Genomic DNA, 22,775 nt, shown 5'->3' with positions numbered 1-22,775 from the left:
TATGTTAACAGGTAAACAAAAACGTTTTTTACGTGCAGAAGCACATCACTTGACACCAATTTTCCAAGTAGGAAAAGGTGGCGTTAATGACGAAATGACGAAGCAAATTCGTGAGGCATTAGAAGTACGAGAACTCATTAAGGTCCGCATTTTAGATAACTGTGAGGAGGACAAGCATGAAGTTGCAGAAGCGCTAGTAAAGGGTGCGCATGCAGAACTTGTGCAATTAATTGGATTAACAGTTGTTTTATATAAAGAATCCCGCAATCAAAAAAAGATTGTACTACCGAAAGCAGCGAAATAAGGTGAGACGATGAAACGGATCGGTTTATTGGGAGGAACATTTAATCCGCCACATAATGGTCATTTAATGATGGCAAATGAAGTACTTCATGTATTGGATTTAGATGAAGTACGCTTTATGCCCAATGCGCTGCCTCCACATAAGTTTGCTCGTCATGATGCTAGTGATAGGGAGAGACTTGAAATGGTCAAGCGTGCTATAAGTCCATATCCACATTTTTCTGTGGAGTCGTATGAGGTTGAGAAGGGCGGCGTATCCTATTCATATAAGACTCTTTCTGCATTGTGCATAAGAGAGCCAAATGTAAAATTTTACTTTATCATTGGAGGCGATATGATTGATTCCCTTCATTCATGGTACTGTATTGATGAGCTGGTGAAGCTTGTGCAGTTTGTAGGGGTGAAGCGTCCAGGGACAGAGGCTATTTCAGAGTACCCTATTCTAATGGTGGAAGTTCCTCAAATCGATTTATCGTCCACACTAATTCGTGAACGTCTCGCCACTGGTGGAACAGTTACCTTTTTATTGCCTGAGGCGGTAGAGACGTATATACGAGAGGAAGGTCTTTATGGAACGCGAACAGTATTTAGCAGCGATTAAGCCTCGTATGCCTGAAAAGCGCTATATTCATACCGTTGGGGTAATGGAAACAGCTATTGAATTAGCTAAAAAGTATGGCGAGGATGAGAAAAAAGCAGAAACAGCGGCTATCCTCCATGATATTGCAAAGTATGCTGATATTGAATGGATGGAGAACATTGTTCGAACTGAAAGATTAGACGCTCGTTTGCTTGGCTGGGGCAGTGAACTGTTACATGGTCCAGTAGGTGCATATATCGCTGAAAGTGAATTTGAATTCACAGATGAGGATATGCTTAATGCTATTCGTTTTCATACAACAGGGCGTGCTGGTATGAGCCGTTTAGAAAAAATAATTTTTGTAGCAGATATGATTGAGCCTAATCGTAAATTTGATGGCGTCGATCGTCTGCGCAAAAAGGCAGAAAAAGGTTTGGATAAAGCGATGAGTGCTTGTGTACGTCATACATTGGCTTTTCTAATTGACACAAAGCAGCCAATTTATCCATTATCAATAGAATGTTATAACGATATGATGAAAAGAGAGGACAGTGAAGGATGACTTCAACTTTATTACAAGCAGCTTACAAAGCAATTGACGACAAACATGGGGAGGACATTGTCGTTTTAAATATGCAAGGTATTTCACTTTTAGCGGATTATTTTATCATCGCTCATGGTAACTCAGATCGACAAGTGCAAGCTATTGCGCGTGAATTACAAGATGTAGCTGAAAAAGAGGGCTATGAAATTCGTCGTGTCGAAGGTTTCGATGCAGCTCGCTGGGTTCTTGTAGACTTAGGAGATGTAGTGGCACACGTATTCCATAAGGATGAGCGTGCTTATTATAATTTAGAGCGTCTATGGGGCGATGCACCGCAGCTAGACATACCAGAGGCTTAAGTGAGCAGCTACGAACGCTTTGCCCATGTGTATGATGAGCTACAAGTCGATATCCCCTACAATACGTATGTGGAGTGGGTTTTGCAGCATGCACCATGTAATCAATTCCCTAAGCTTTTAGACATTGGCTGTGGTACAGGTGTGCTGGGTCTATTGTTTGCAAGGGCTGGTTATAGGGTGAGTGGAATTGATCTATCTGAAAATATGCTCTCAATTGCCGCAGAGCGATTTGCTGATGAAGGATTACATGTTCCCCTGTTTTGTATGTCTATGGATGAATTAGAGGGCTTTGAGGCGCTTGACGTTGTAACAATTGCTATTGACTCAATAAATTATGTCGTACAAGAAAAAGCAGTTTATGCCACATTAAAACGAATTTATGATGCGCTAAAAGATGGTGGTCAACTATTTTTTGATGTGCATTCACTATATAAAATGAATGATATTTTTTTAGATAGTCCATTTACGTATGACGATGGCGACATTAGCTATGTATGGCATACAGAGCCAGGTGATTTTGAGCACTCTGTTATCCATCAAATGACGTTTTTTGTCAGAGATGCTACAAGTGATCTGTATGAACGCATTGACGAGGAGCATATTCAACGTACATTCCCAATTGAGCAATATATGACATGGCTTCATACAATTGGCTTTAAGCATGTGGAGGTAACCGCAGATTTTACAGATGATGCCCCTGAATATGAAAGTGAACGAATTTTTATCCGTGCGGTTAAATAAAAAACAGCTTGTTGGTATATATCCAGCAAGCTGTTTTGTTCTTTATGGCCTAAGAGAAACCGTAAATAGGTGGATAGAAGAGTAAAAGTGATGGATGGAATCCACGAATCAGAGGATAGAACAGTCAAAATAATGGATATAGTTGACAAAATAGGCGTATTAATACTAACTATTAAAGTCTTGGGTCAACAGGGTCGCTTTCAAGTGCTAATGTGCCTAGCACACATTCATGTATGCGGGCGGTTGATTCGCCTCTGACAAAACGCTCAATCCCTTCTAATCCAAGTGCGAATTCACCTAATGCATACCTCATTTTTTTACTTGGGTTGCGTTCCTTAAGTTTTACTAAATTTGAAGTCTGTAAATAATCCATGCCATAGATGATGCGCAAATACTCTCGCCCACGTACTTTAATTGCTGGCTGAATTAATTTGCCTTTATATGTTGTTACAAATAGTTCAGGTTTAATTACAACACCTTCATGACCAGCAGCAGTCATTTCCTCCCACCACGCAATTACCTCCTGTTCAGAGGCTTCATCATGTATAGTTTTATAGTCTGTTTCAATAAAGATTGTAGAATCTTTGGCAAACAATCGATTCATTTCCATATGCCATGTATGTGGTTTGTGGAAAAACGTTTCAGAGCTATGTGCTAATACATGGAAGGGAGCTATTTGAATAGCTGACGTTTCTTGAACCTCCCAGCAGTAGTTTTGATAAACTGTTGAAAATTGTTGTGCATTGTTAAGTAAATATTGATAGTCTTGAAGCCATTCTGATACATTGATTTGTGTTGTATTTTGTAATTTCTCTACAAGCTTCGAACGGTCCATCAGTGCTTGTTCAGCTACATGTGCATATTGCTGATCAATTAGCTGCTGTGCTTTTAAGTTCCAAGGTAGAATCTCTGCATCGAGCAGAACAAAATTCGTATTAAATTGTTCAAAGTAGTTTTTCCCAAGCAGTTCAGAATGAAGCTGTTGAACAACTTTATATTCCATCTCTTTATCAAAAAAGCGTCTGCCTGTTCTAGTAGTCAAAATACCGAGCATTTCCGTATCCATATATTCTTTAGCAACATGTGCATCCTTAAATAATAAAACTACTGCACGACTCCCCATGTGTTTCTTCTCGGCAATCATTGTTTGCACGCCATGTTTTTTATAATAAGCAAATGCTTCAGCAGGATGCTCTAAAGTATTGTCAAGAGCAGAAGTTTGCGGGGTAGGGCTCATAGTTGGTGGTATATAAATAAGCTGCTCTAAGGGTACTGTATAGTGAGAAACACTGTCGATAGCGGCTTTTGCCTGAGCACCACCAATTTGTATTGCGCCCAAGTACGGGGTTTCAACAGCAAATCCCGCTAGAAATGCCGCAATGTTCGGTGGCTCGAATCGTTTTGCTTTTGCTTCGAGTAAGGGGTTATTTTGAGTACCAGCATAGTTTTTATAGGCATTTACAGACATAATGGTTTGTTCAGGATATCGAAATGCGGTTAATTGACCACCAAAAACAACACCCTGATCGATATTCAAAGTATGATTCTGTTTAAGAGGATTGATTTTTGGGTCATGCCCCCAAATAATTAGCTGGGATGTTTGATGCTCAGTAAACCAATCATTACGTATAGGCTTGCCAGAAATACCTAGCTCTTGTACATCTCCATAGCGACAGAAATCTGAAATTCTAGCTGATTGCTTGCCTATATAACGGTCACGGATTCCTGCATGCGTGACAACAGCGGATGCAAGACCTTTATTCATCAGCACATAATGGGCGGGTGCGGATAGTAAACATTTTGCTAGTCGAGCTTTTAAGGCTGCTGTTTCCGCCCCTCCATAGTTATTTTCATAATCCATAAATTCTGCTTCTACCAGCTCATCCCCATGATGCAATGATACATTACGTCCATCTAACCAACGAGCGATTTTCCAGCCATGATTACTATCGGTCATAAAGGCAAGCCCGCGCTCGATATGACGTTCAAAAAAGTCCATGGTTTTGATTGATTTTGGCCCTCTACTCATAATATCGCCCACTGAAACAAAGCGTCGACCTTGTGGGTGAATATAGTAACCCTCCTTATTTACTTCGTATCCTAGCTTTTCAAGTAATTCAAGTAATTCGTCAAAGCAGCCATGAATATCACCAATAATATCAAGCCCTGCATCTACATTTAGATACAAAGGGGACTCTTGTCTAGTTAGCGTTAGCTCCTCTACTTCTTTTACAAAATACGTTTTCAAAAATGACTCTTTTTTTATCAATCGTTTTTCTGATTTCAATAATCGTGCCTGTTGTTTAATACGTTTATTTCCTCTTGGGTCATTACGCATCGTATCACGTAGTAGTAATTCTTCTAGGGGAACATCCAGTACAATCGCACAAACAGGAACATGCAGTTTTTTACCAAGTAAAATGTATTGTTGGCGTTCTTCTGATTTTAGGTGAGTTGCATCGACAAAGGTGCATTTATTTAACGTGCATCTTGCTTCTAAAACGCGCTCCATAACAGCAAATGCTTGCGTTGAGATTGCGAAATATTGTTCATATAAAAGATCTGCTTCTTCCTGTGAATGGCCCTGAAAATTTATATAATTCGAATCTGAAACTAGTGTCCGATATGTATCAGAACTAATGATTTCTGAAGGAGAAAGGATGCCTGTATTTACCCAGTGTTGTAAAAGTGTAGATTTCCCACTATTAGATGGACCAATTAGCAGAACAATCCCTGTGCTTGGTATGGTAATGTTCATATAATCATCTCCTTTTTCCTGAAAATACACATTTGTGTAGGTTGTCCATATAGCTCGTGCTGATCACCAATGCCTGTAAATGAAAGCTCATATTGTCCATGTGTATTCATCGCATGACACCATTTTTGGAATTGATCTCGGGTCCATTCAAATCGGTGGTCATTATGACGCATAACATCCAGTTCATAAACTTTGTTATATTCTGCATTTGGGGTTGTTAGAATTAACGTTAGAGGACTGTAATGAGTTAGCAATAATGCCATAATCTTAGGAAGACGTTCCTCATCAATATGTTCAATGACTTCACATAATACGATGACATCCTTATGCTGTAAACGTGCATCATAATAGAATAAAGAACCCCATGTAGGTGTAGGAGATACATACACTCCCTCTAGCGCTTCAAAACGCTTGAGCGCTTTTTTCATAGCTATTTCACTTGGCTCAACAGCAAGCAGCTCTTCAACGCCTTTCACATAGGCGAGTAAACTTGAAAGCTTGCCCTCACCAGAGCCTAAATCCACAATAGTCGATTTTCGTGGCAGTTGTTTAATCGTTTCCACTATTTTTTCATAACGTAATGTATTTAGAGAAATAGTAGAAGGTTTTGCGGTTGTACTCTTATTATATAGATGTGAGAAGCGAAGCGCTTTTTTATAAATAATTTCTTGCATAGGGTGTGTAGGTAACCAGCCCTCTCCATAGCGATTAAGCTTATCTACCTCTAATTGGTCAATAAAATAGTGCTTGTAATCATCTAACACTGGGATGAGCACAAAAAGATGTTGCAGTGCTTGCTGAAGCGTGATGTCCGCTGATAATTTTAGAAAACGTGCACGTTGCTGATGATGTATAGCTTCAATGCTGACTGTATATCCTAGAGGCTCAAATAGACCCTTTATCTCCTCATTTGTCATTGTGGATGCAATGGGTCCCACTTCAAATTCAAATGCAAATGAATGTAAGACCCATTCCGAATACTCCTCTTTTGGCTTACCATTTAATGCTGTACCTAAAGCAGAGCGGATAAGGGATAAAAAAATACTGCTTGCGGCGAATTCGCGATCATTAATATAGTGTGTTATATCAAGTGCATTGTCATTTTGGACAAGTGCAAGCGGATTTGGTGTAACAAAGATTGTCACAGATAGATTTGTTTCAGTGAGCTCATGATAGACAAGTCGAACTAAATGATCCTTGACTCTTCGTTCGTATAGATTATTAGGATTTTTTGAAAGTAAATAGGAGATAGCTTTCACATTTTCTCCCTTTGCCCGTATTGTTAGTTGCATTGTCATCCTCCATTTCAGTACGCAAAGGTTTGATGTGTCTCTTTAAAAGCATAACATAATTTTGCATAATAATGTCAGAGTCATATAAGGTTCCGATTCAGTCAATCAAAAAGATATATCATTTTATTGTTGAACTATCTTTTCAATACCAGGATGATATTGTAAGATGAAATAGACTCCATATGATTACCTTTTGCAAAAGAAAGGATGTAGAGAATGCTCCAATCTTTATGGCAAAAGTATAAAAAGAGTATGCTGCTCCCCGCCATACTTGTAATCAGTGGACTTTGTTACTTCTTTTTTTCGAGTTCCGACTCTTCATCTCCCCAGAAAGAGCTCGTCGAAACAATCCAACCAATTGAACAGATTGAACAAGATGAACCTGCTAAAGAAGCGGTCATACAGCAGGTATTTGTGGATATAAAGGGTGCTGTTATGTATCCAGGTGTGTATGAGTTACAAGTCGACCAACGTATTATGGATGTAGTGCAGCTGGCAGGTGGCTATACGCAGGAAGCTGATCCCCAACTTATTAACCATGCCCAGAAAGTTCAGGACGAAATGGTCATTTATATCCCTGTTAAGGGTGAAAAGCTAGATGAAATCACGGCTTCCATTCTGTTGATGTCTACTAGTGGAATATCATCCAGTGAAAGTAATCAAAAAAATCAAAAGGTCAATTTAAACAAAGCAGATGAAGCAGCCCTGTCAACTTTATCAGGGATTGGTCCGTCTAAAGCACAAAGTATTATCTCCTATCGTGAGGAGAATGGTAGCTTTACAACCATTGAGGATTTAAAAAAAGTAAGTGGAATTGGTGAAAAAACCTTTGAGAAGCTGAAGGATTCTATTACAGTAAAGTAATAGCTACAAATTTTGTCATATTGACGACTCTTTTCAAAAAGGGCTACACTATAGTAGAAAAGTGATATGATAAAAAGTCAAATTTTAAAGTGATTAACATTAAATTATTTTGGAGGTAGTCATATGGAGCGAATTACTTGGGATCAATTTTTTATGGCACAAAGCCATCTTCTTGCGTTACGTAGTACATGTACAAGACTAGCCGTTGGCGCAACTGTTGTGAGGGATAAACGAATTATTGCTGGAGGCTATAATGGCTCAATTACAGGTGATGAGCATTGTATTGAAAAGGGGTGCTACGTTGTAGACAATCATTGTGTACGTACGGTACATGCTGAGATGAATGCACTTCTACAATGTGCTAAATATGGTACGCCTACGAAGGGTGCAGACCTATATGTGACTCATTTTCCATGTCTCCCATGCACAAAATCTATAATTCAAGCGGGTATTGAGCGTGTGTATTATGCGACGGATTATAAAAATAACCCGTATGCACAGGAGTTATTTGAGAAAGCAGGTGTGGAGGTCGTTCACGTACCTTTTGATGAGCGCAAAATTGATTTTTTAAGCGACGAAAAATTAGCCTTGTACATAGACATGCTAAATGAGCTTCGTGAGAGTGGAATGCCTGCTGAGAAATTGCGCCCATATGAACAGAAGGTGAGTGCATTATTTGGCAAAAATCTTTAAAGCATAAATGGATTCACGTAGCATTAGCTGTACTTGTAGCCTCCATAGCAGCACACAAGTCAGCTTGGCTATTGTCCATTCTCCTACTTATTGTCGTTTGGCTTTACTTGAAAGGTGAACCGCATTTTACCTCAGCTCTGGTAATCGGCATGGGACTGCTTAGCTATCTCTTCCTTGCTACATTTCAACTGACGAAACCCTCCCCGCTGCCGTCAACATTTCAAATTACTTGGACAAGTGAATATAAAATAAATGGTCAAAACCTTCGAGGCTTTGCAAAAACCAAGACAGGTGACAAACTGTATGTAGTGTATACTTTTTCTTCAGAGCAGGAGAAATCTTATTATGAAAAACCCTCATTAACAGGCTACATCTACCTTGTACAGGGCGAATTAGGTACACCCCTTCCACCAGCACATCAATATGCATTTTCGATGGAGAAATACCTACAAAGCAAAGGCGCAATTGGAATAGTTGAGATTTCAGACTGGACGTTTGTAGGAGAGAAAAAATCTATTCAGTCTTTTCTTGCAAAGCAGAGACACACAATAAAAAAACATATTGAGAGAACGTTTCCACAATCGCTCGTTGCAGAGGCCCAGGCACTTCTAATTGGTTTACAGGATCAAGTAGATAACGAGCTTCAACGAGCCTATCAAAAGCTTGGTATTACACATCTTTTTGCGATTTCTGGACTACATGTGGCTCTTGTATCATGGTTGTTTTTTGAAGGTCTCTTACGGATAGGGGTACGAAGGGAAATAGCGACTATAGTGCTTGTCATTATTTTACCTATATACGGGGTATTAGCAGGTGGGGCGCCCTCTGTTTGGCGTGCAGTATCTGTCGTGGAGCTAATTTTACTAATGCGTCATGCTAAGTTGCAGCTACCTATCGATGATGCGCTTGCTTTAAGTTTTATAGGCTTTGTCCTCCTTGAGCCGGGTGTTATTTTTCAAATTGGCTTTCAATTATCCTATTTAGCTGCTAGTAGTCTTATTTATTCTGGTACCATCCTTAGGCAATCAACGACTACGCTGATTCAATCCTTTCTCATTACGCTTGTTTGTCAGCTACTGGTTTATCCATTATTACTACATCATTTTTATGAAATATCTATTTCTTCATTTATTGCAAACATTATTTTCGTTCCACTATTTTCTTTTATTATTTTACCCATTAATATTCTCCTACTTGTACTAACATTTATATCCTTACCTGTCGCAAAACTTTTCTTTGCAATCTATGAGCCACTTCGAGTTTGGCTTACAGAGTTTATCCTTTATAGCCAGCAGTGGCCTTTTCAATTATGGTCACCAGGAAAGCCGTCTTTTTGGCTAAGTTGTGTGGCATTGGGTAGTGTAATAGTGGGCTTATATTTTTTAGAGAAGAAACAATATAGTAAATTTGCAGCTGTGCTTCTGTTACCTGCAATTGCTATTCATCTGTCTCCAATGATGTTTAACGAAACCAAGCTTACATTTTTAAACGTTGGACAAGGGGATTGTACAGTAATTGAATTACCGTTTAGAAGGGCTGTCTATGTCATTGATTCAGGAGGATTACTGCGCTTCGAGCAGGAATCATGGAAGAGAGCAGATAATCCGTTTGAAGTCGGGAGGCAGATTGTTGTACCGTTTTTAAAAGGAAAAGGGATTCGAGATATAGATATTTTTATCGTTACCCATGCAGATGCGGATCATGTAGAGGGGGCTGAGGAGGTTTTACAGGAAATTAATATGCAGGAAATTCATGTTACTCCTGGTTCACTTGCTAAGCCTGTGATGTATGATTTATTAAACGAAGCTAAAAAACGAAAAATTCCAGTAAAAGAAAAAATGCAAGGGACAGCTTGGCAAGCGGGGAATACTAGCTTCCACTATCTCTGGCCACGCGATACTCACTATGAGGGAAATGATGATTCAATTGTTCTGTTCATGCAAAAGGGAAGCTTTCGTGCACTGTTAACGGGTGATTTAGAGGAGTCTGGTGAACATCAACTAATTAATCTATATAAAAGCCAATTAGCGAATATAACGTTACTAAAAGCCGGACATCATGGTAGTAAAACATCCAGTATAGAACAGTTTGTGGAGCTACTGCGACCTGAAATCACTATTTTTAGTGCAGGCCTTCACAATCGATATGGACATCCACATGATGTAGTAATGGAGCGATTTTTCAGCCGAAATCTCCCTACATTGATTACTGGTATAGATGGTACGATTGAAGTGCGCATTCATGGAAGTATATGGTCAGTGCAAAAGGAAAAAGACCTTGTCCAATGAGCAGGGTCTTTTTCCTTCGTACATTATGTTCGATTATTTAGATACGAATTCTACTACAGTTGCGATGATAAACATTAGTGTAAACACTCCAAATGATACACCGAAACCAACGCCAGAATCGATTGCATCATTGCGGCGACATTGTATGTTTTTTCCTTCAAATGGATTCATTGTTATCCCTCCAATTCTGTTATTTATTATAAGACATCATTTTCATAAAAGCTATATCGAAAAGGATAATTCACGCTATGGCAAGGAATCGACACAATTCAGTCAAAGTCACATAGGGAAAATAAATGATGTATACTAATAGTATTGCTAGATGGAGGGAAAAGTATGATTTCAACGGTTTGGAACAATATCAAAAAAGCACAGCTCTCACCTGTTTATTTACTTGTTGGTGAAGAAAACTATTTTATAGATGAAACGGTTAAACGAATAAAAGAGGCAATGGGGTCAGAAGAAGAGCTAGAATTGTCTACATTTGATTTAGAGGAAGTGCCAGTCGATGCTGTGATGGATGAAGCGGACACCATTCCTTTTTTCTCTGAGCGTAAGCTTATTATAGCCAAAAATGCCTCTTTTTTAAAGGCGACTGAAAAAGGGAAGGAAAAAATCGACCATGACGTTAAGCGATTAGAGGCATGGCTGGCGAATCCCTCTGATTTTTCGATAACTGTATTTATCGCACCCTATGAAAAATTAGACGAACGTAAAAAAGTAACAAAAATGATGAAGGAACATGCACTATTAGTACAAGCTGAGACACCAAAAGAACAGGATTTAGCCGTATGGATTCAAAGTGTTGTTAAAGCAGAGGGCAATAGTATTACACAGAATGCTATTGAGCAGCTTGTAGCGATGGTTGGACCAAATATGCTACAGCTGCAAATGGAAATCGAGAAGCTAAGTCTATATTTAGGTGATGGTGGGGAGATTACAACTTCGTTAGTCGAGGATTTAGTTGCTAAAACATTAGAGCAGGATGCCTTTAAAATGTTAAATGCTTATTTTGCAAATGACTCTGTCGCGGCATTGACTATTTACCATGATTTATTGCGTCAAAAGCAAGAGCCTATCATGCTTGTCGGATTGCTTGCATCAAATGTACGTACGATGTCCAATGTATTTTATTTATTGAAAAAAGGCTACCATCCGCAGCAAATTGCAAAAAATTTAAAGATACATCCATATCGTGTTAAGTTAATGGTTGAGCAGCGTAATCGTCCATCGGAGGAGAGCCTATTGAAAGCGTTGTATCAATTAGCAGAAGTAGATTTACAGTTAAAGTCGACTGGTGGAAATCGTGAGCGTTATTTGGAACTTTTCTTATTGCGTCAACTCTAATATATAATAGAAGAGCTGTCCAGCATTATAATGGACAGCTCTTATTTGTCTTTACAAATAAAAAAGACCAGCTACTCTTATCGAGTATACTGATCCTTTAAACAATTACGCTTTTTTAGCAAGGCGAGACTTTTTACGAGCCGCCGCGTTTTTGTGGATAAGTCCTTTTGAAGCTGCTTTATCTAAAGATTTGTAAGCTGCTTGTAAAAGTTCTTGTGCGTTTTCAGCATTAGCAGCAACAGCGTTTTCAGCTTTTTTCACTGTAGTACGCATTGCAGATTTAGCTTGAGAGTTAGCAACGTTAGCTTTTGCGTTAACTTTTACGCGTTTAATTGCAGATTTAATGTTTGGCATATCTTTCACCTCCTAAAATAGGTACGAGATGATATCTTCTCATTGATTTCTTGTGTCAATACAACAAAAATCATTTTAACAAACGCTTGACCAAATTGCAATAGATTTATGCAAAGAATATTTACTTGACAGTTTGAACAAACTACAGATTGAGGTGAACTGTATGCAAAATTTAAATTGGCAACGTACGGATTTAATCGACGAATCTGAAGAGGTAGTGTTACATCAAACGAAAGAGCAGAAAGAAACACTGGAACAATCGAGTGGCATTCAAATTGAAGATCGGACTGCTGGTCGAGTAAAAATTACTGATGTGTTAGTGAATGCAGAAGGGGAAAAGCAAATTGGTAAAAAGGAAGGTCAATATATTACCCTCTCTGTACCAACCCTGAGGCTAGATGATCACGATGGTTTTGACCAGCTTGAGAATGAGTTGCTTGAGAATTTTCAAAAAATGCATGAAGCAATATCATGGAATAAAGAAGACAAAATTTTAATTATTGGATTGGGTAATCGTACCATTACGCCTGATGCAATAGGGCCATATCTTATTGATCATTTGCATAGCCTTGATGTAATTGATGAAAAATTTGTCATGTATGCCCCTGGTGTAACAGGACAAACAGGCTATGAAACAGGAGAATTTGTAGCCGCTATAGCAGAGCGATTAAAGCCTAAATTAATTATTGTTGTCGATGCATTGGCGACAAGAGCCAGCAATCGATTATGTAAAACAATTCAGTTAACGAATACAGGTATCCATCCAGGCTCTGGCGTAGGAAATCAGCGTAAGGAAATTTCCTATGAAATGCTGGGTATTCCCGTAACAGCAATCGGTATCCCTACAGTTGTGGATGCGCCAGTATTAATTGCAGATGCTGTTGAGCTTATGCTACGTTCAATAGCTGCACGGGTTGCAGAACGGAGTAAGCCGTCATCCAAATTGTCTTTGTCATCTTGGCAGCCAGATATTCATAAAGAATTAGATATGTCTTTAGTAAAACCAATTTTTGGTGAGTGGGCAACTTGGTCAAAAGAGGAGCGTCAACAATTGTTTGAAGAGACGTTTGCAGGCTCACATACACAGCTAATGGTGACGCCAAAGGAAGCAGATTATTGGATAGATAGCTATGCAAAACTCGTTTCATCTATGCTGATGAAATGGGCAAATAAACTCTAATTTTTTTTCGTTCTAAAAGGTGCACCCCCTCCATACGATAAGGGGAGGAGGGTGTGACTTTGCTAAAAAAACTACAGTGGTCATTTGGTTTATTATTGTTCTTCTTCGTATTACCTGTCATTGCTGGGCAACTTCCGTTCAACAAGCAAGCATCGACTCCGATTAAACAACCCGAGGATAAGCAAGTCGTGTTTGCCGCTACGAATTTAGCTGAACAAAGTGCACTAGAGCAAACAGAAGAATCGAATCCTTTTAACGTATTATTATTATTTACGCATTCTCAAGAATCCTATCAACCAATGGTGAAAGCTGTCAGTGGGAAAGCAGAAGTTTATGATGAGAAAACAAATATTTATAATTTACAAGGTGCTATTTCTAAGCATTTTAGTATGAATGGTATTCAAACGGATGTTTTAGATGTTGATGTTATGAAGGTAATGAAGCTTGAGGGGAAAACTTTTCCAGATGCTTATAATACGGTGCGACCTTATTTATCTAAACGTTTGCAAGAGCAAACCTATGATTTAGTTATTGATTTGCATCGAGATTCTGCTAAGAAAAATGCTACAACGATTACACACAACAATGAGTCCTATGCTCGAATTGCCATTGTTGTAGGAGCTGAGCATAAAAATTATAGATGGAATACTGCTTATGCAGAAAGCTTATCGGCTGCTATGAATGAAATTGTGCCGAAAATCTCTAGAGGTGTGATCTCTAAAAGCGGTGACAATGTAGATGGACGCTATAATCAGGATTTAACGAAAGAAATGATTTTAATTGAACTAGGTGGAATAGATAATACAGAAGATGAATTGAATCGTACAATTGCGATAATTGGGAAAGCCATTGCCAAATCCTTTATTACAGAAAACCAAGATTCATAAAGCATAATGAAATTGCCTTCTTTTTGCAAATTAAAAGAAGGCAAAATCATGTTTTGGACAAAGTATGAAAAATGAACGTATCTTAGCAAAATTACCAAAAATTTATTTAGAAAAACATAATGAAAAGCCTTTAAATTGTTTATTGCTTGTCTTATAATTTTCGAGTTAGCTAAAGATTTGAGTTGAAAATTATGGCATATGCACTGGGCGATTACGTTTTTGAAGCATCTACCATTAATGGAGATGCTTTTTTGAATGAACATACATATAATTTTTTTTTTGCACAAAAAGACGAATTTAAATTTTACGAAGATAGCACTTATTATTAACTTTTTAAGTGCCTTATTCGTCATTATATAAGTGAACATACAAAAGGAGACGATGTTTGGCTTTATTATTTTTTTACATTAAACATGGTGAAAAGGTTTATAAATTATTGGGAGAAGGAATTTTATGTCAGGCAAGTCATTCAATCATCGTTATATCCCTGGACTCGATGGGATTAGAGCATTAGCAGTATTAGCTGTTATAGCTTATCATTTCAATTTCAGATGGGTCAGTGGGGGATTTTTAGGAGTCGATATCTTTTTTGTTTTATCAGGGTATTTAATTACCTCAACTATTTTACCTTTAAAAGGAAGTCAGTTGTCTGTTGGATTGAAGAAATTCTGGTTAGGACGATTTAGACGCTTACTGCCAGCTGCCTATGTCATGATTATTGTAACATTTGCATGGGCGACTCTATTTCATAAGGAGCTACTTCATACACTACGTGGTGATGCGATTTCCTCTATTTTTTATTCAAGTAATTGGTGGTTTATTTTTCACAAACTCTCCTATTTTGATAGTTTTGGTTCCCCTTCGCCATTAAAGAATTTATGGTCGTTAGCCATTGAGGAACAATTTTATTTATTATGGCCAGTTCTTTTAATGCTCGGACTTCTGATTGCCAAAAAGCAAAATAAGCTCGCTATTTTTGTTTTTCTGGGGGCACTTGGTTCTGCAGTGCTAATGGCTATACTATATCAACCAGGAGCAGATCCCAGTCGTGTCTATTATGGAACAGATACGCGTTCTTTTGAATTACTAATAGGTTGCTGGTTGGCTCTTATCTGGCCGATGAAAAGACTTTCAACACAAAAAATCTCTACTAATCATGTCTATCAGTTAAATATTGTAAGCTTAGTAGCTTTTAGTATTTTCATTATCGGTATTTTGTTGGTGGATGAATATCAATCTTTCCTATATCGAGGAGGGATGTTTGTATTTTGCTTAAATGCAGCCATCTTAATAGGCTGCATATGTCACCCAGTTAGCTTTTTAGGAAAAATACTTTCTTGGAAACCTTTGCGTTGGATTGGTTCAAGATCATATGGGATTTATCTATGGCATTATCCAATTATTGTTTTAGGTACTCCAGTACACGAAATAGGCAATCCAGCTTATTGGCGAGTTGCTTTACAGCTGATGCTTATCTTTACAATTGCAGAACTATCCTATCGTTTTATTGAAATGCCGATTCGTAAGGATGGGTTCCGCTGTTATTTTAGACAGTATTTTATATTCAATAAACACAAATGGGGAAGCTTCACGCTTGCTAGAAAAATTTCAACCACGCTCATTCCACTTTTCCTTCTAGTATTTTTTACTGGAATGACAGGGGTTGTAGGTGAAGAGAAAATAGAATCTATTGAGTCACGGCCTACGAATATTAAAATAGATGGTGGAACACAGCAGCCTTCAACCAATCATGATTCCGAAAAGGAGCAGGAAACATCTCAGCAGGAGTCATTAATTGATGAAGAAGAGAATGTTGATTCAAATACGGATCAATATGCAGTAGAGCCTGAGCAGGAGGAAAATGAGACAGAAGTTCATGAATCGTATAATGGAATATTGGCCATTGGCGATTCAGTAATGATAGATATTGCTAAGAGCTTACATAACATCTATCCTAGCATTACCATAGATGCAAAAATTGGTCGCCAATTTTCACAAGCCGTTAAATTAGCTCCTAATTATGCTAGCTTTAATCAACCAGATAAAGCAGTCATCATTCAGCTCGGAACAAACGGCTACTTTACCAATGCTCAAATTGATACCTTATTAAAGGCTTTTTCTAATGCTGATATTTATCTAGTGAATACGCGTGTACCACGTTCCTGGGAGGGGAAAGTAAATCAAGCATTACAACAGAAAGCGCAGGAATATGATAATATTACTTTAATTGATTGGTATGATAGTGCGATCAACCATCCTGAGTTTTTCGCCCCAGACGGCGTCCATTTAGAGCAAAAGGGGATTGCTTCTTTAACAAATCTAATTCAACAAGCTATAAATCCTGTCCATTGATGTAACGAATAGCCAATTTATGGTAGATGGCTATTTTTATGTGAGAAAAAATTTTAAAAAAAATTTAGTTTAGGTGAAACCTTTTTTATGACTGTTCGTATTACTACTATACATTTTTAATTAATTGCATTAAAAAAGGAGAAATACATTTTTGAATCATTGAACAAAACAATTACTTTTTGTGATTTATCTAATTACGATTGCTGATGCATATTACTCAACGTTATTTATTGAACCAAAAGCGCCACCACAGCACCAGACGATTAAAGCAGCTGGAATGACGACCATTCAAGTGCGGTAGCAAACCTTATAAAAATAAACGAACAGCAAGAAGCTTGAAGACTACGGTGCTTCAGCCTATTAAGCTATTTCTACAGAGCACTAAGAATATCAAAGAAAAAGCCCATCATTATAAAGCTTTAATGGTTAGATTAAGTGATAGACACAGAAAAACGAGAGAATCACCGTTTATCATGTATCATAATCACCGTTTACGTTGCTGAAAACAGATGAAACAAAAAGCTGCAATTAACCCTGCAGCTTTTTTATTTTGTGTAATATAGTAAATGAGGCTAGCTTAGTTCGAATATTTCCAATGCCAATGCTCTGTAAAAGTATTAATAAGCTGAAGTTCCGAACTATAAATTCGATTTCCTGGTAGTATTTCAGCTATAGTAATGGCAATGTTAATAAGATGATGCTAAGCTTATCACATATTTGGCTTGTATTTGCTGTATACACGGTTCTAAAAATTTAATTGAACCGTTTTATCAATCTAAATTTTGAAGCTCCTAATGACCTATATACGGCTTTAAATGCAATCGATTAATATATTCTCCTTGGAGATGGACTTGTTCCTTTTATTTTTTATAATTCCATTTAAATTATCTAGCTATTGTGTGACAGTTAGATTATCAATTTCTATATTTTTTGTTTTACCACGCAGCGTTGAAGACCTTACTTTCACTATGGCTTTCAATGCTGCTTTTAGTGAGAAAGTAATATGGACACTAGATGCTTACTTTCTCTTTTAAAGCTTACTATATCTAAAAAATATACTTCTTTTTTATTTAACTATTTTGAAAAATAGAAATATATGCTAAACTTAACAGTAAGTGAATAAGAATTGCAGATTAAAGGTGCTCTTTTAAGAGCTTAATAGGGAATTCGGTACAAAGCCGAAGCTGTTTCCGCAACTGTAAGTGTAGATGACTACAGAAAATACCACTGTCAAACGAGGAAAAATGCCTCCAGTAGATGGGAAGGTTCTGAATAGGATACACGAGCCAGGAGACCTGCCTTTATTCCATCGTATTAACTCTCTTCGGAAGCTAGGAGAACTTACGGCAAATAGACGGACAGGCAAACTACGTTTTAGCGCCTTTTTTCTGTTTTCCATTAGATTAGATGCTTCCCCTTTTTGGAGAAGCATCTTTTTATTTTCGAGTTAATTGCAAGAACATTCACGAAATAATAAAAATAGGAGGTTTTACAAATGGTTCATTTCAAAAAATGGTGGCAATTCGCGTTAGTCCTGCTTTTAGCATTTTCGCTCGTGTCACCAACAGCAAGTGCAGCATTATTACAGCCCGTAAGTCAGGAAGCACAAACAGCAGATTTTGATGTTCAGTTATCAGCGACTGGTTTATGCGGTACTGGTTCATGTGATGAAATTTTAGCAGGAACAACTGTGAATGTTCAAGAAGGAACAACAGCGCTAGAGCTTGTAGAGCAAGTATTTGATGCTGAGGGTATTCCTTATGTAGTGGTTTCTACTCAATATGGTCCATATCTTCAATCAATTGATGGACGTGCTGCGGGCAGCTTAAATGGTTGGGATGGCTGGGTATACACTGTAAATGGTGTTAGTCCTAACTATGGATTAGCTGAGTATCAATTAGAGGCTGATGATGTCGTTCATATTTATTACACTACATGGGCTAAATTAGAAACGGCAAGTGCAATTGCTGTAAATGATAACAATCCATCCGTTACGGTAAATTTAACTGGTGATTTATTTATAACACCAGATGCCTCTAATTTAGCAAACTGGACAATTAACACAGGGACAACAGCATTAACAGCTCAGTCGATTACTGTGAATACAAACCAACAAGCTGTTATTACATTTGCGGGTCAGGCACAAGCAGGTACTATTACCATTACAGCCTCTGCCAATGCTTTATTCGGTAGCTCAGCAAGTGAGCCAGTTGAAGTGAAAGTACAATAGCTAGATAAATTGATACTGACGAGATGAATTAATTCAGCTTGTCAGTATTTCATTATGTATAAAGGAAGTGAGTTTTTCTATGACTATATGGAAAAAACAGCTACATATAGCAGTTATTTTTATTTTAATTGTATCGCTATTTTCTCCAGTCACTGCAATTAAGGCACAGCATTTTGAAGGGGATTTACTCGATCCTCCTACAGACATAAATGGTATTGAACCTGATGATTCAGAAAAGCAGGATAATGCTCTAGGGTTGGATAATGAAAAAGAAGAAGGGGATTCAACAGAACAGGAAAATGCACTGCAATCTGATGATGAAGCTGAATTAGATGATCTTACACATTTAGGGGATACGACGGAGGTAGCTCCTAACGTAGAAGTTGCGCCCTTTGCCATTAGCGATATTCAGCTAAATACGGAGGAACCTTTACTATTATTAGCGGGAGAAACATTTCAACTTACTGCTACTAACTCAACAACAGGTGATAGTGCCACAGTCACATGGTCTTCAAGTGACTCAGGAATTGCAACCGTTGACACTAGTGGGAACGTAATAGCTCAGACAATCGGAGAGACAGTCATTACCGCTCAATTAGATAGTGGAACTAAAGCAGTTAAAGTATATGTTATTTCACCAGAAGCTCGAGAGGCAATAGATTTTATTATTGCTCTACCTACAATCGAAAGAGCCGATGAAGCAACATATCAGCTACTACAGCAAGCACGAGTACTAGATAGTAAAGTAAAAGCACCTGCTCGTACTCTTTTAATATCCGATAATAAACTACCTTATTTTCTCCAGTTACTAGAAAAGGAAATTGCATATTTTAGATACTATATGCAAGACCCTAACAACGCTATACCTGCACCTGAAGGGATTATTTCTTTAAGTGATGAATGGGATAAGAAGTTAGATACAGTTCGTGAAAAATATAATTCTCTGATTAAAACATCTGGTTATCGAGATCTAAAAAAAGTAACAGATCCTGCAGATATACTAGCATTTAATCAAGAACTTGCAGCAAAAGAAATTAAATATGTATTTCTTGTTATCGATGCGCTTCCTAAAATAGATGATTTAACAATTGATTCAGCAATAAAAGAGCAACTCGATCATGCAAGAAAAAAATATGCAGCTATACCAACAGCAGAACAAAAAAAAGTAGCAAATAAGGGTGACCTTTTTGCAAAAGAAGTTCGGTATGTTGAACTGTTAATTGATGCTATTAATATAAATAGCCCACTAGCGGAAGAACAATTAAAAACTGCAAAAGAAGCTTTGAAAAAGTTAGCTAACCCAAACAATATACCTGGTGGCTCCAAAGGGGTATCAAACTATAACGACCTCCTTGAAAAGGAGAAAATGATTAATGCAGAGGATGATATTAAACAAGTTATCGAAAAAATTGGTGTACTTCCTACTGTAGAAGCACTTATTTGGGCTGATCATTTAAAAGTTCTTGAAGCACAGCAAGCTTATGATAAGTTATTACCTGCACATCAAAGCAGGGTAACAAATTACACGCATCTAGAGGCTTTACAAAAGCGCTTAGTTGAACTACAACCGACAACAGTTGAAATATACAATGCTGTCGCTAACTACTTAACGAAAGGTTCATATGAGCCCGTTTATGGGTCTGAATGGACTATATTAACATTAGCTCGTGGTGATAATACTGCCAAATATGCAACTTATTATGATAAATATTATCGCAATCTCGTTAATCATGTAAAAGCAACAAATGGGGAAATAGGCACTCAAGCAACGGACTGGGCTCGAGTTATAATAGCTCTCACAGCAATTGGGAAAGATCCGAGAGATGTAGCTGGCTACAATCTAGTTGAAAAGTTATCAGATTTGAGTTTTGCTACAAGCCCTGGTGTCAATTCGTCTATCTTTTCATTAATTGCACTGGATACTTGGGGATTTGAATTACCTAAAACGGCGACAACAACGCGTGATAAACTAATTCAAAATATTTTATCAAAGGAAATAAAGAATGGTGGCGGATTTGCATGGAGCGGTACTGATCCTGATCCTGATATGACAGGGATGGTACTGCAAGCATTAGCACCATATCAAAGTAATACACAAGTAAAGGCTGTCACTGATCGCTCAATCGCTAAATTAGTAGCCATCCAATCAGCTAAAGGTGGCTATATTTCGACAGCGGGTAGCCCAGAAGCTGCTGAAAGCGCTGCCCAAGTTATAACCGCACTTGCCAGCTTAGGCATTGATGCAAATAAAGATAAACGATTCGATAAAGTCATTGCTAATATTATGACATTTAGCTCTGGTGACGGTGGCTTTAAACATGTTCAAAGCCAAACAAAAGCAGATGGTATGGCGACAGTTCAAGTTGGCTATACACTAGCAGCTTACAACCGTCTTTTAAGCGGACAAACACCGCTCTATAATATGTCAGACACGAAAAACAAGCCGACTAAGCCTAGTGGCGAGGACGGTAGTGATGGTGAGGAGCCTTCTTCTCCTGGTAACAATGGCAATCAGCCTTCTATTCCTGCTGAAAAAGAGGAAATTGGCTATACAACATTCTCCATTCGAATTTCGTCTTCTGAAGTGCCGTTAAATACAACAACAACAAAATTATTTGCTGGTGAAACTGTTTTTGATGTTTTACAACGAGTAACAACAGAAAACGGTGTTGCACTAAGCTATCGTCAAACAGAATACGGAACATATATTGACGGAATTGCTGGTGTTTATGAATTTGATCGTGGGCCTTTAAGCGGTTGGATGTACCGTGTAAATGGCGTATTCCCTTCATATTCGGCTGCGAATTACACATTGTCTCCAAACGACTCCGTTGAATGGATATACACGCTTGATTTAGGAAAAGATATTGGCGGTTATGTTGAAGATGTAGAGAAAACTCCTGAAAAGGGCAAAGACCCCTTAGATGAAAAAAATAAAGAAGAAGAAAAAGAAAACACGGTCAAGGAAGAAAATAAAGACGATAAAGTTATCGAAGAAAACGAAGTAAATTCTGAAAATGGTAAAACTGAGATAGCATTGACACTTGAAGATATACAAAAGCATCTTGAAAATCAAAGTAAAACAATTGTTGTTCAAGATGAAAACGGCAATAAAATAGACATTCCAATATCTGCTCTGTCGGACGTTGAACTTGCAAAAAATGAAAAAATTATTGCCTCTATTACAACACATGCTGAAGGTAATCGATTTACTGTTAGCTTTGCAATTGAAGCAGCTAACGGTAGATTTAAACCACTTTCCATACAGCAGGATTACTTAAAGGTTACTTTAGCGGCTTTCGAAGTAAAACCTAACACTGTGGTTATTCAGCTTGTTGGTGATGAATACAAGCCAGTACCACATAAAATTGTGAACGGCAAAATAGTTCTATTCTTAAAAGGAAGCGGCACATTCATAGTAACTGAAAGAACAGTCACATTTAATGATATAGCACATTTAGCAAATAAAGAGGAAATTGAGTTTTTAGCGAGCCGCACTGTAATTCAAGGCACAACCTCAGAAACCTTTGAGCCAAATAAACCAATTACTCGTGGACAATTTGCGGTATTAATTAGCCGTGCACTTGGATTACAAGCAACAGGCGAAAATCCGTTCAATGATACTGAAGGCAAATGGTATGCGGCAGAGATCCAAGCTCTGTACGAAGCTGGTATTACGAAGGGTACCACCGCTTCAACATTTAATCCTGATGCACCAATTACACGTCAGCAAGGCGCAGCATTTATGGCACGCATTTTAGAATATTTAAATACTGATGTAAAAGCAACTGGCAAGGTTAACTTCAATGATGCTAATAATATTAGTGCTGAATATTTACCTTATATTGAGCTATTAAATAGTCTTGATATTATGACTGGAAAGCCAAATGGTTCATTTGATCCACATGCTTCGTTAACGCGTGGGCAAACAGCGAAAATTTTAAAACGTACGTTAAATATCGCAGACATTATGTAACTTTTCGAACTAACCTAAATGCTTAAT

General features: G+C 37.9%; 18 protein-coding genes and 1 riboswitch. Of the genes, 14 read left to right on the top strand and 4 right to left on the bottom strand.

Going from position 1 to position 22,775, the window contains the following annotated elements:
* The first annotated feature begins 1 nt into the window (after window position 1).
* From yhbY to AC1RNS_RS04165, 5 genes are read left to right on the top strand one after another with little or no spacing between them, the layout of a single operon-like run.
* Window positions 2-304, top strand: coding sequence for a ribosome assembly RNA-binding protein YhbY (yhbY, locus tag AC1RNS_RS04185; RefSeq protein ID WP_492990990.1), 303 nt, complete (start codon window positions 2-4; stop codon window positions 302-304).
* A gap of 9 nt (window positions 305-313) precedes the next feature.
* Window positions 314-904 carry a nicotinate-nucleotide adenylyltransferase gene (locus AC1RNS_RS04180; RefSeq protein WP_492990988.1) on the top strand — a complete coding sequence of 197 codons (591 nt, stop codon included), beginning with the start codon at window positions 314-316 and terminating at the stop codon, window positions 902-904.
* Window positions 873-1,445: a bis(5'-nucleosyl)-tetraphosphatase (symmetrical) YqeK gene (yqeK, locus tag AC1RNS_RS04175; RefSeq protein ID WP_492990986.1), complete on the top strand. Its 573-nt coding sequence runs from the start codon at window positions 873-875 to the stop codon at window positions 1,443-1,445. Before AC1RNS_RS04180 ends, yqeK begins: the two co-directional genes overlap by 32 nt.
* Entirely contained in the window at window positions 1,442-1,786 is a 345-nt protein-coding gene (gene rsfS / locus AC1RNS_RS04170; protein ID WP_054771089.1) for a ribosome silencing factor, read from the top strand. The genes yqeK and rsfS overlap by 4 nt, the downstream gene beginning before the upstream one ends.
* Complete coding sequence (locus AC1RNS_RS04165; RefSeq protein WP_492990983.1) at window positions 1,787-2,527, top strand: class I SAM-dependent DNA methyltransferase; 741 nt, start codon at window positions 1,787-1,789, stop codon at window positions 2,525-2,527. It abuts the gene before it with no gap.
* A 172-nt stretch (window positions 2,528-2,699) separates the two neighbouring features.
* Here AC1RNS_RS04165 and AC1RNS_RS04160 read toward each other — a convergent pair whose 3' ends face one another.
* Window positions 2,700-5,285 carry a polynucleotide kinase-phosphatase gene (locus AC1RNS_RS04160; protein ID WP_492990981.1) on the bottom strand — a complete coding sequence of 862 codons (2,586 nt, stop codon included), beginning with the start codon at window positions 5,283-5,285 and terminating at the stop codon, window positions 2,700-2,702.
* A complete protein-coding gene (locus AC1RNS_RS04155; RefSeq protein ID WP_492990980.1) occupies window positions 5,282-6,577 on the bottom strand; it encodes a methyltransferase domain-containing protein in 1,296 nt (431 codons plus the stop codon). The genes AC1RNS_RS04160 and AC1RNS_RS04155 overlap by 4 nt, the downstream gene beginning before the upstream one ends.
* A 216-nt stretch (window positions 6,578-6,793) precedes the next feature.
* Here AC1RNS_RS04155 and AC1RNS_RS04150 point away from each other — a divergent pair, with 216 nt between their 5' ends.
* The 3 genes from AC1RNS_RS04150 to AC1RNS_RS04140 all read left to right on the top strand — a co-directional run bounded on the left by AC1RNS_RS04150 (window position 6,794) and on the right by AC1RNS_RS04140 (window position 10,422).
* On the top strand, window positions 6,794-7,441 hold the full coding sequence (locus AC1RNS_RS04150) for a helix-hairpin-helix domain-containing protein (RefSeq protein WP_492990978.1): 648 nt from the start codon (window positions 6,794-6,796) through the stop codon (window positions 7,439-7,441).
* A 123-nt stretch (window positions 7,442-7,564) separates the two neighbouring features.
* Complete coding sequence (locus AC1RNS_RS04145) at window positions 7,565-8,134, top strand: ComE operon protein 2 (protein WP_492990976.1); 570 nt, start codon at window positions 7,565-7,567, stop codon at window positions 8,132-8,134.
* A gap of 149 nt (window positions 8,135-8,283) precedes the next feature.
* Complete coding sequence (locus AC1RNS_RS04140) at window positions 8,284-10,422, top strand: DNA internalization-related competence protein ComEC/Rec2 (protein ID WP_492990975.1); 2,139 nt, start codon at window positions 8,284-8,286, stop codon at window positions 10,420-10,422.
* Between the two features lie 33 nt (window positions 10,423-10,455).
* Here the strand turns inward: AC1RNS_RS04140 and AC1RNS_RS04135 are convergent, their stop codons facing one another.
* Complete coding sequence (locus AC1RNS_RS04135) at window positions 10,456-10,593, bottom strand: YqzM family protein (protein WP_283868825.1); 138 nt, start codon at window positions 10,591-10,593, stop codon at window positions 10,456-10,458.
* Between the two features lie 165 nt (window positions 10,594-10,758).
* On the opposite strand from AC1RNS_RS04135, the gene holA reads away from it, so the two are divergent.
* Complete coding sequence (gene holA, locus AC1RNS_RS04130) at window positions 10,759-11,769, top strand: DNA polymerase III subunit delta (protein WP_492990973.1); 1,011 nt, start codon at window positions 10,759-10,761, stop codon at window positions 11,767-11,769.
* Window positions 11,770-11,874: 105 nt separating this feature from the next.
* Here holA and rpsT read toward each other — a convergent pair whose 3' ends face one another.
* Window positions 11,875-12,123: a 30S ribosomal protein S20 gene (rpsT, locus tag AC1RNS_RS04125; RefSeq protein ID WP_492990972.1), complete on the bottom strand. Its 249-nt coding sequence runs from the start codon at window positions 12,121-12,123 to the stop codon at window positions 11,875-11,877.
* A 163-nt stretch (window positions 12,124-12,286) separates the two neighbouring features.
* On the opposite strand from rpsT, the gene gpr reads away from it, so the two are divergent.
* From gpr to AC1RNS_RS04100, 5 genes are all read left to right on the top strand, one after another.
* Window positions 12,287-13,303 (top strand): GPR endopeptidase, encoded by a 1,017-nt coding sequence (gpr, locus tag AC1RNS_RS04120; protein WP_492990970.1) that lies wholly within the window; start codon window positions 12,287-12,289, stop codon window positions 13,301-13,303.
* 53 nt (window positions 13,304-13,356) lie between these two features.
* The gene (spoIIP, locus tag AC1RNS_RS04115) at window positions 13,357-14,190 is read left to right on the top strand and encodes a stage II sporulation protein P (RefSeq protein WP_492990968.1); all 834 of its coding nucleotides are present in this window, start codon (window positions 13,357-13,359) and stop codon (window positions 14,188-14,190) included.
* A gap of 453 nt (window positions 14,191-14,643) precedes the next feature.
* The gene (locus AC1RNS_RS04110) at window positions 14,644-16,542 is read left to right on the top strand and encodes an acyltransferase family protein (RefSeq protein WP_492990967.1); all 1,899 of its coding nucleotides are present in this window, start codon (window positions 14,644-14,646) and stop codon (window positions 16,540-16,542) included.
* A 1,120-nt stretch (window positions 16,543-17,662) separates the two neighbouring features.
* A riboswitch (cobalamin riboswitch) is annotated at window positions 17,663-17,859 on the top strand.
* Window positions 17,860-18,037: 178 nt separating this feature from the next.
* Window positions 18,038-18,772 (top strand): DUF4430 domain-containing protein, encoded by a 735-nt coding sequence (locus AC1RNS_RS04105; RefSeq protein WP_492990965.1) that lies wholly within the window; start codon window positions 18,038-18,040, stop codon window positions 18,770-18,772.
* A 79-nt stretch (window positions 18,773-18,851) separates the two neighbouring features.
* Entirely contained in the window at window positions 18,852-22,748 is a 3,897-nt protein-coding gene (locus tag AC1RNS_RS04100) for an S-layer homology domain-containing protein (RefSeq protein WP_492990964.1), read from the top strand.
* Window positions 22,749-22,775: the final 27 nt, after the last annotated feature.

Source organism: Lysinibacillus sp. GW821-FHT14F06 (assembly GCF_058803665.1).
This window is presented reverse-complemented; position numbering and strand designations above follow the sequence as displayed.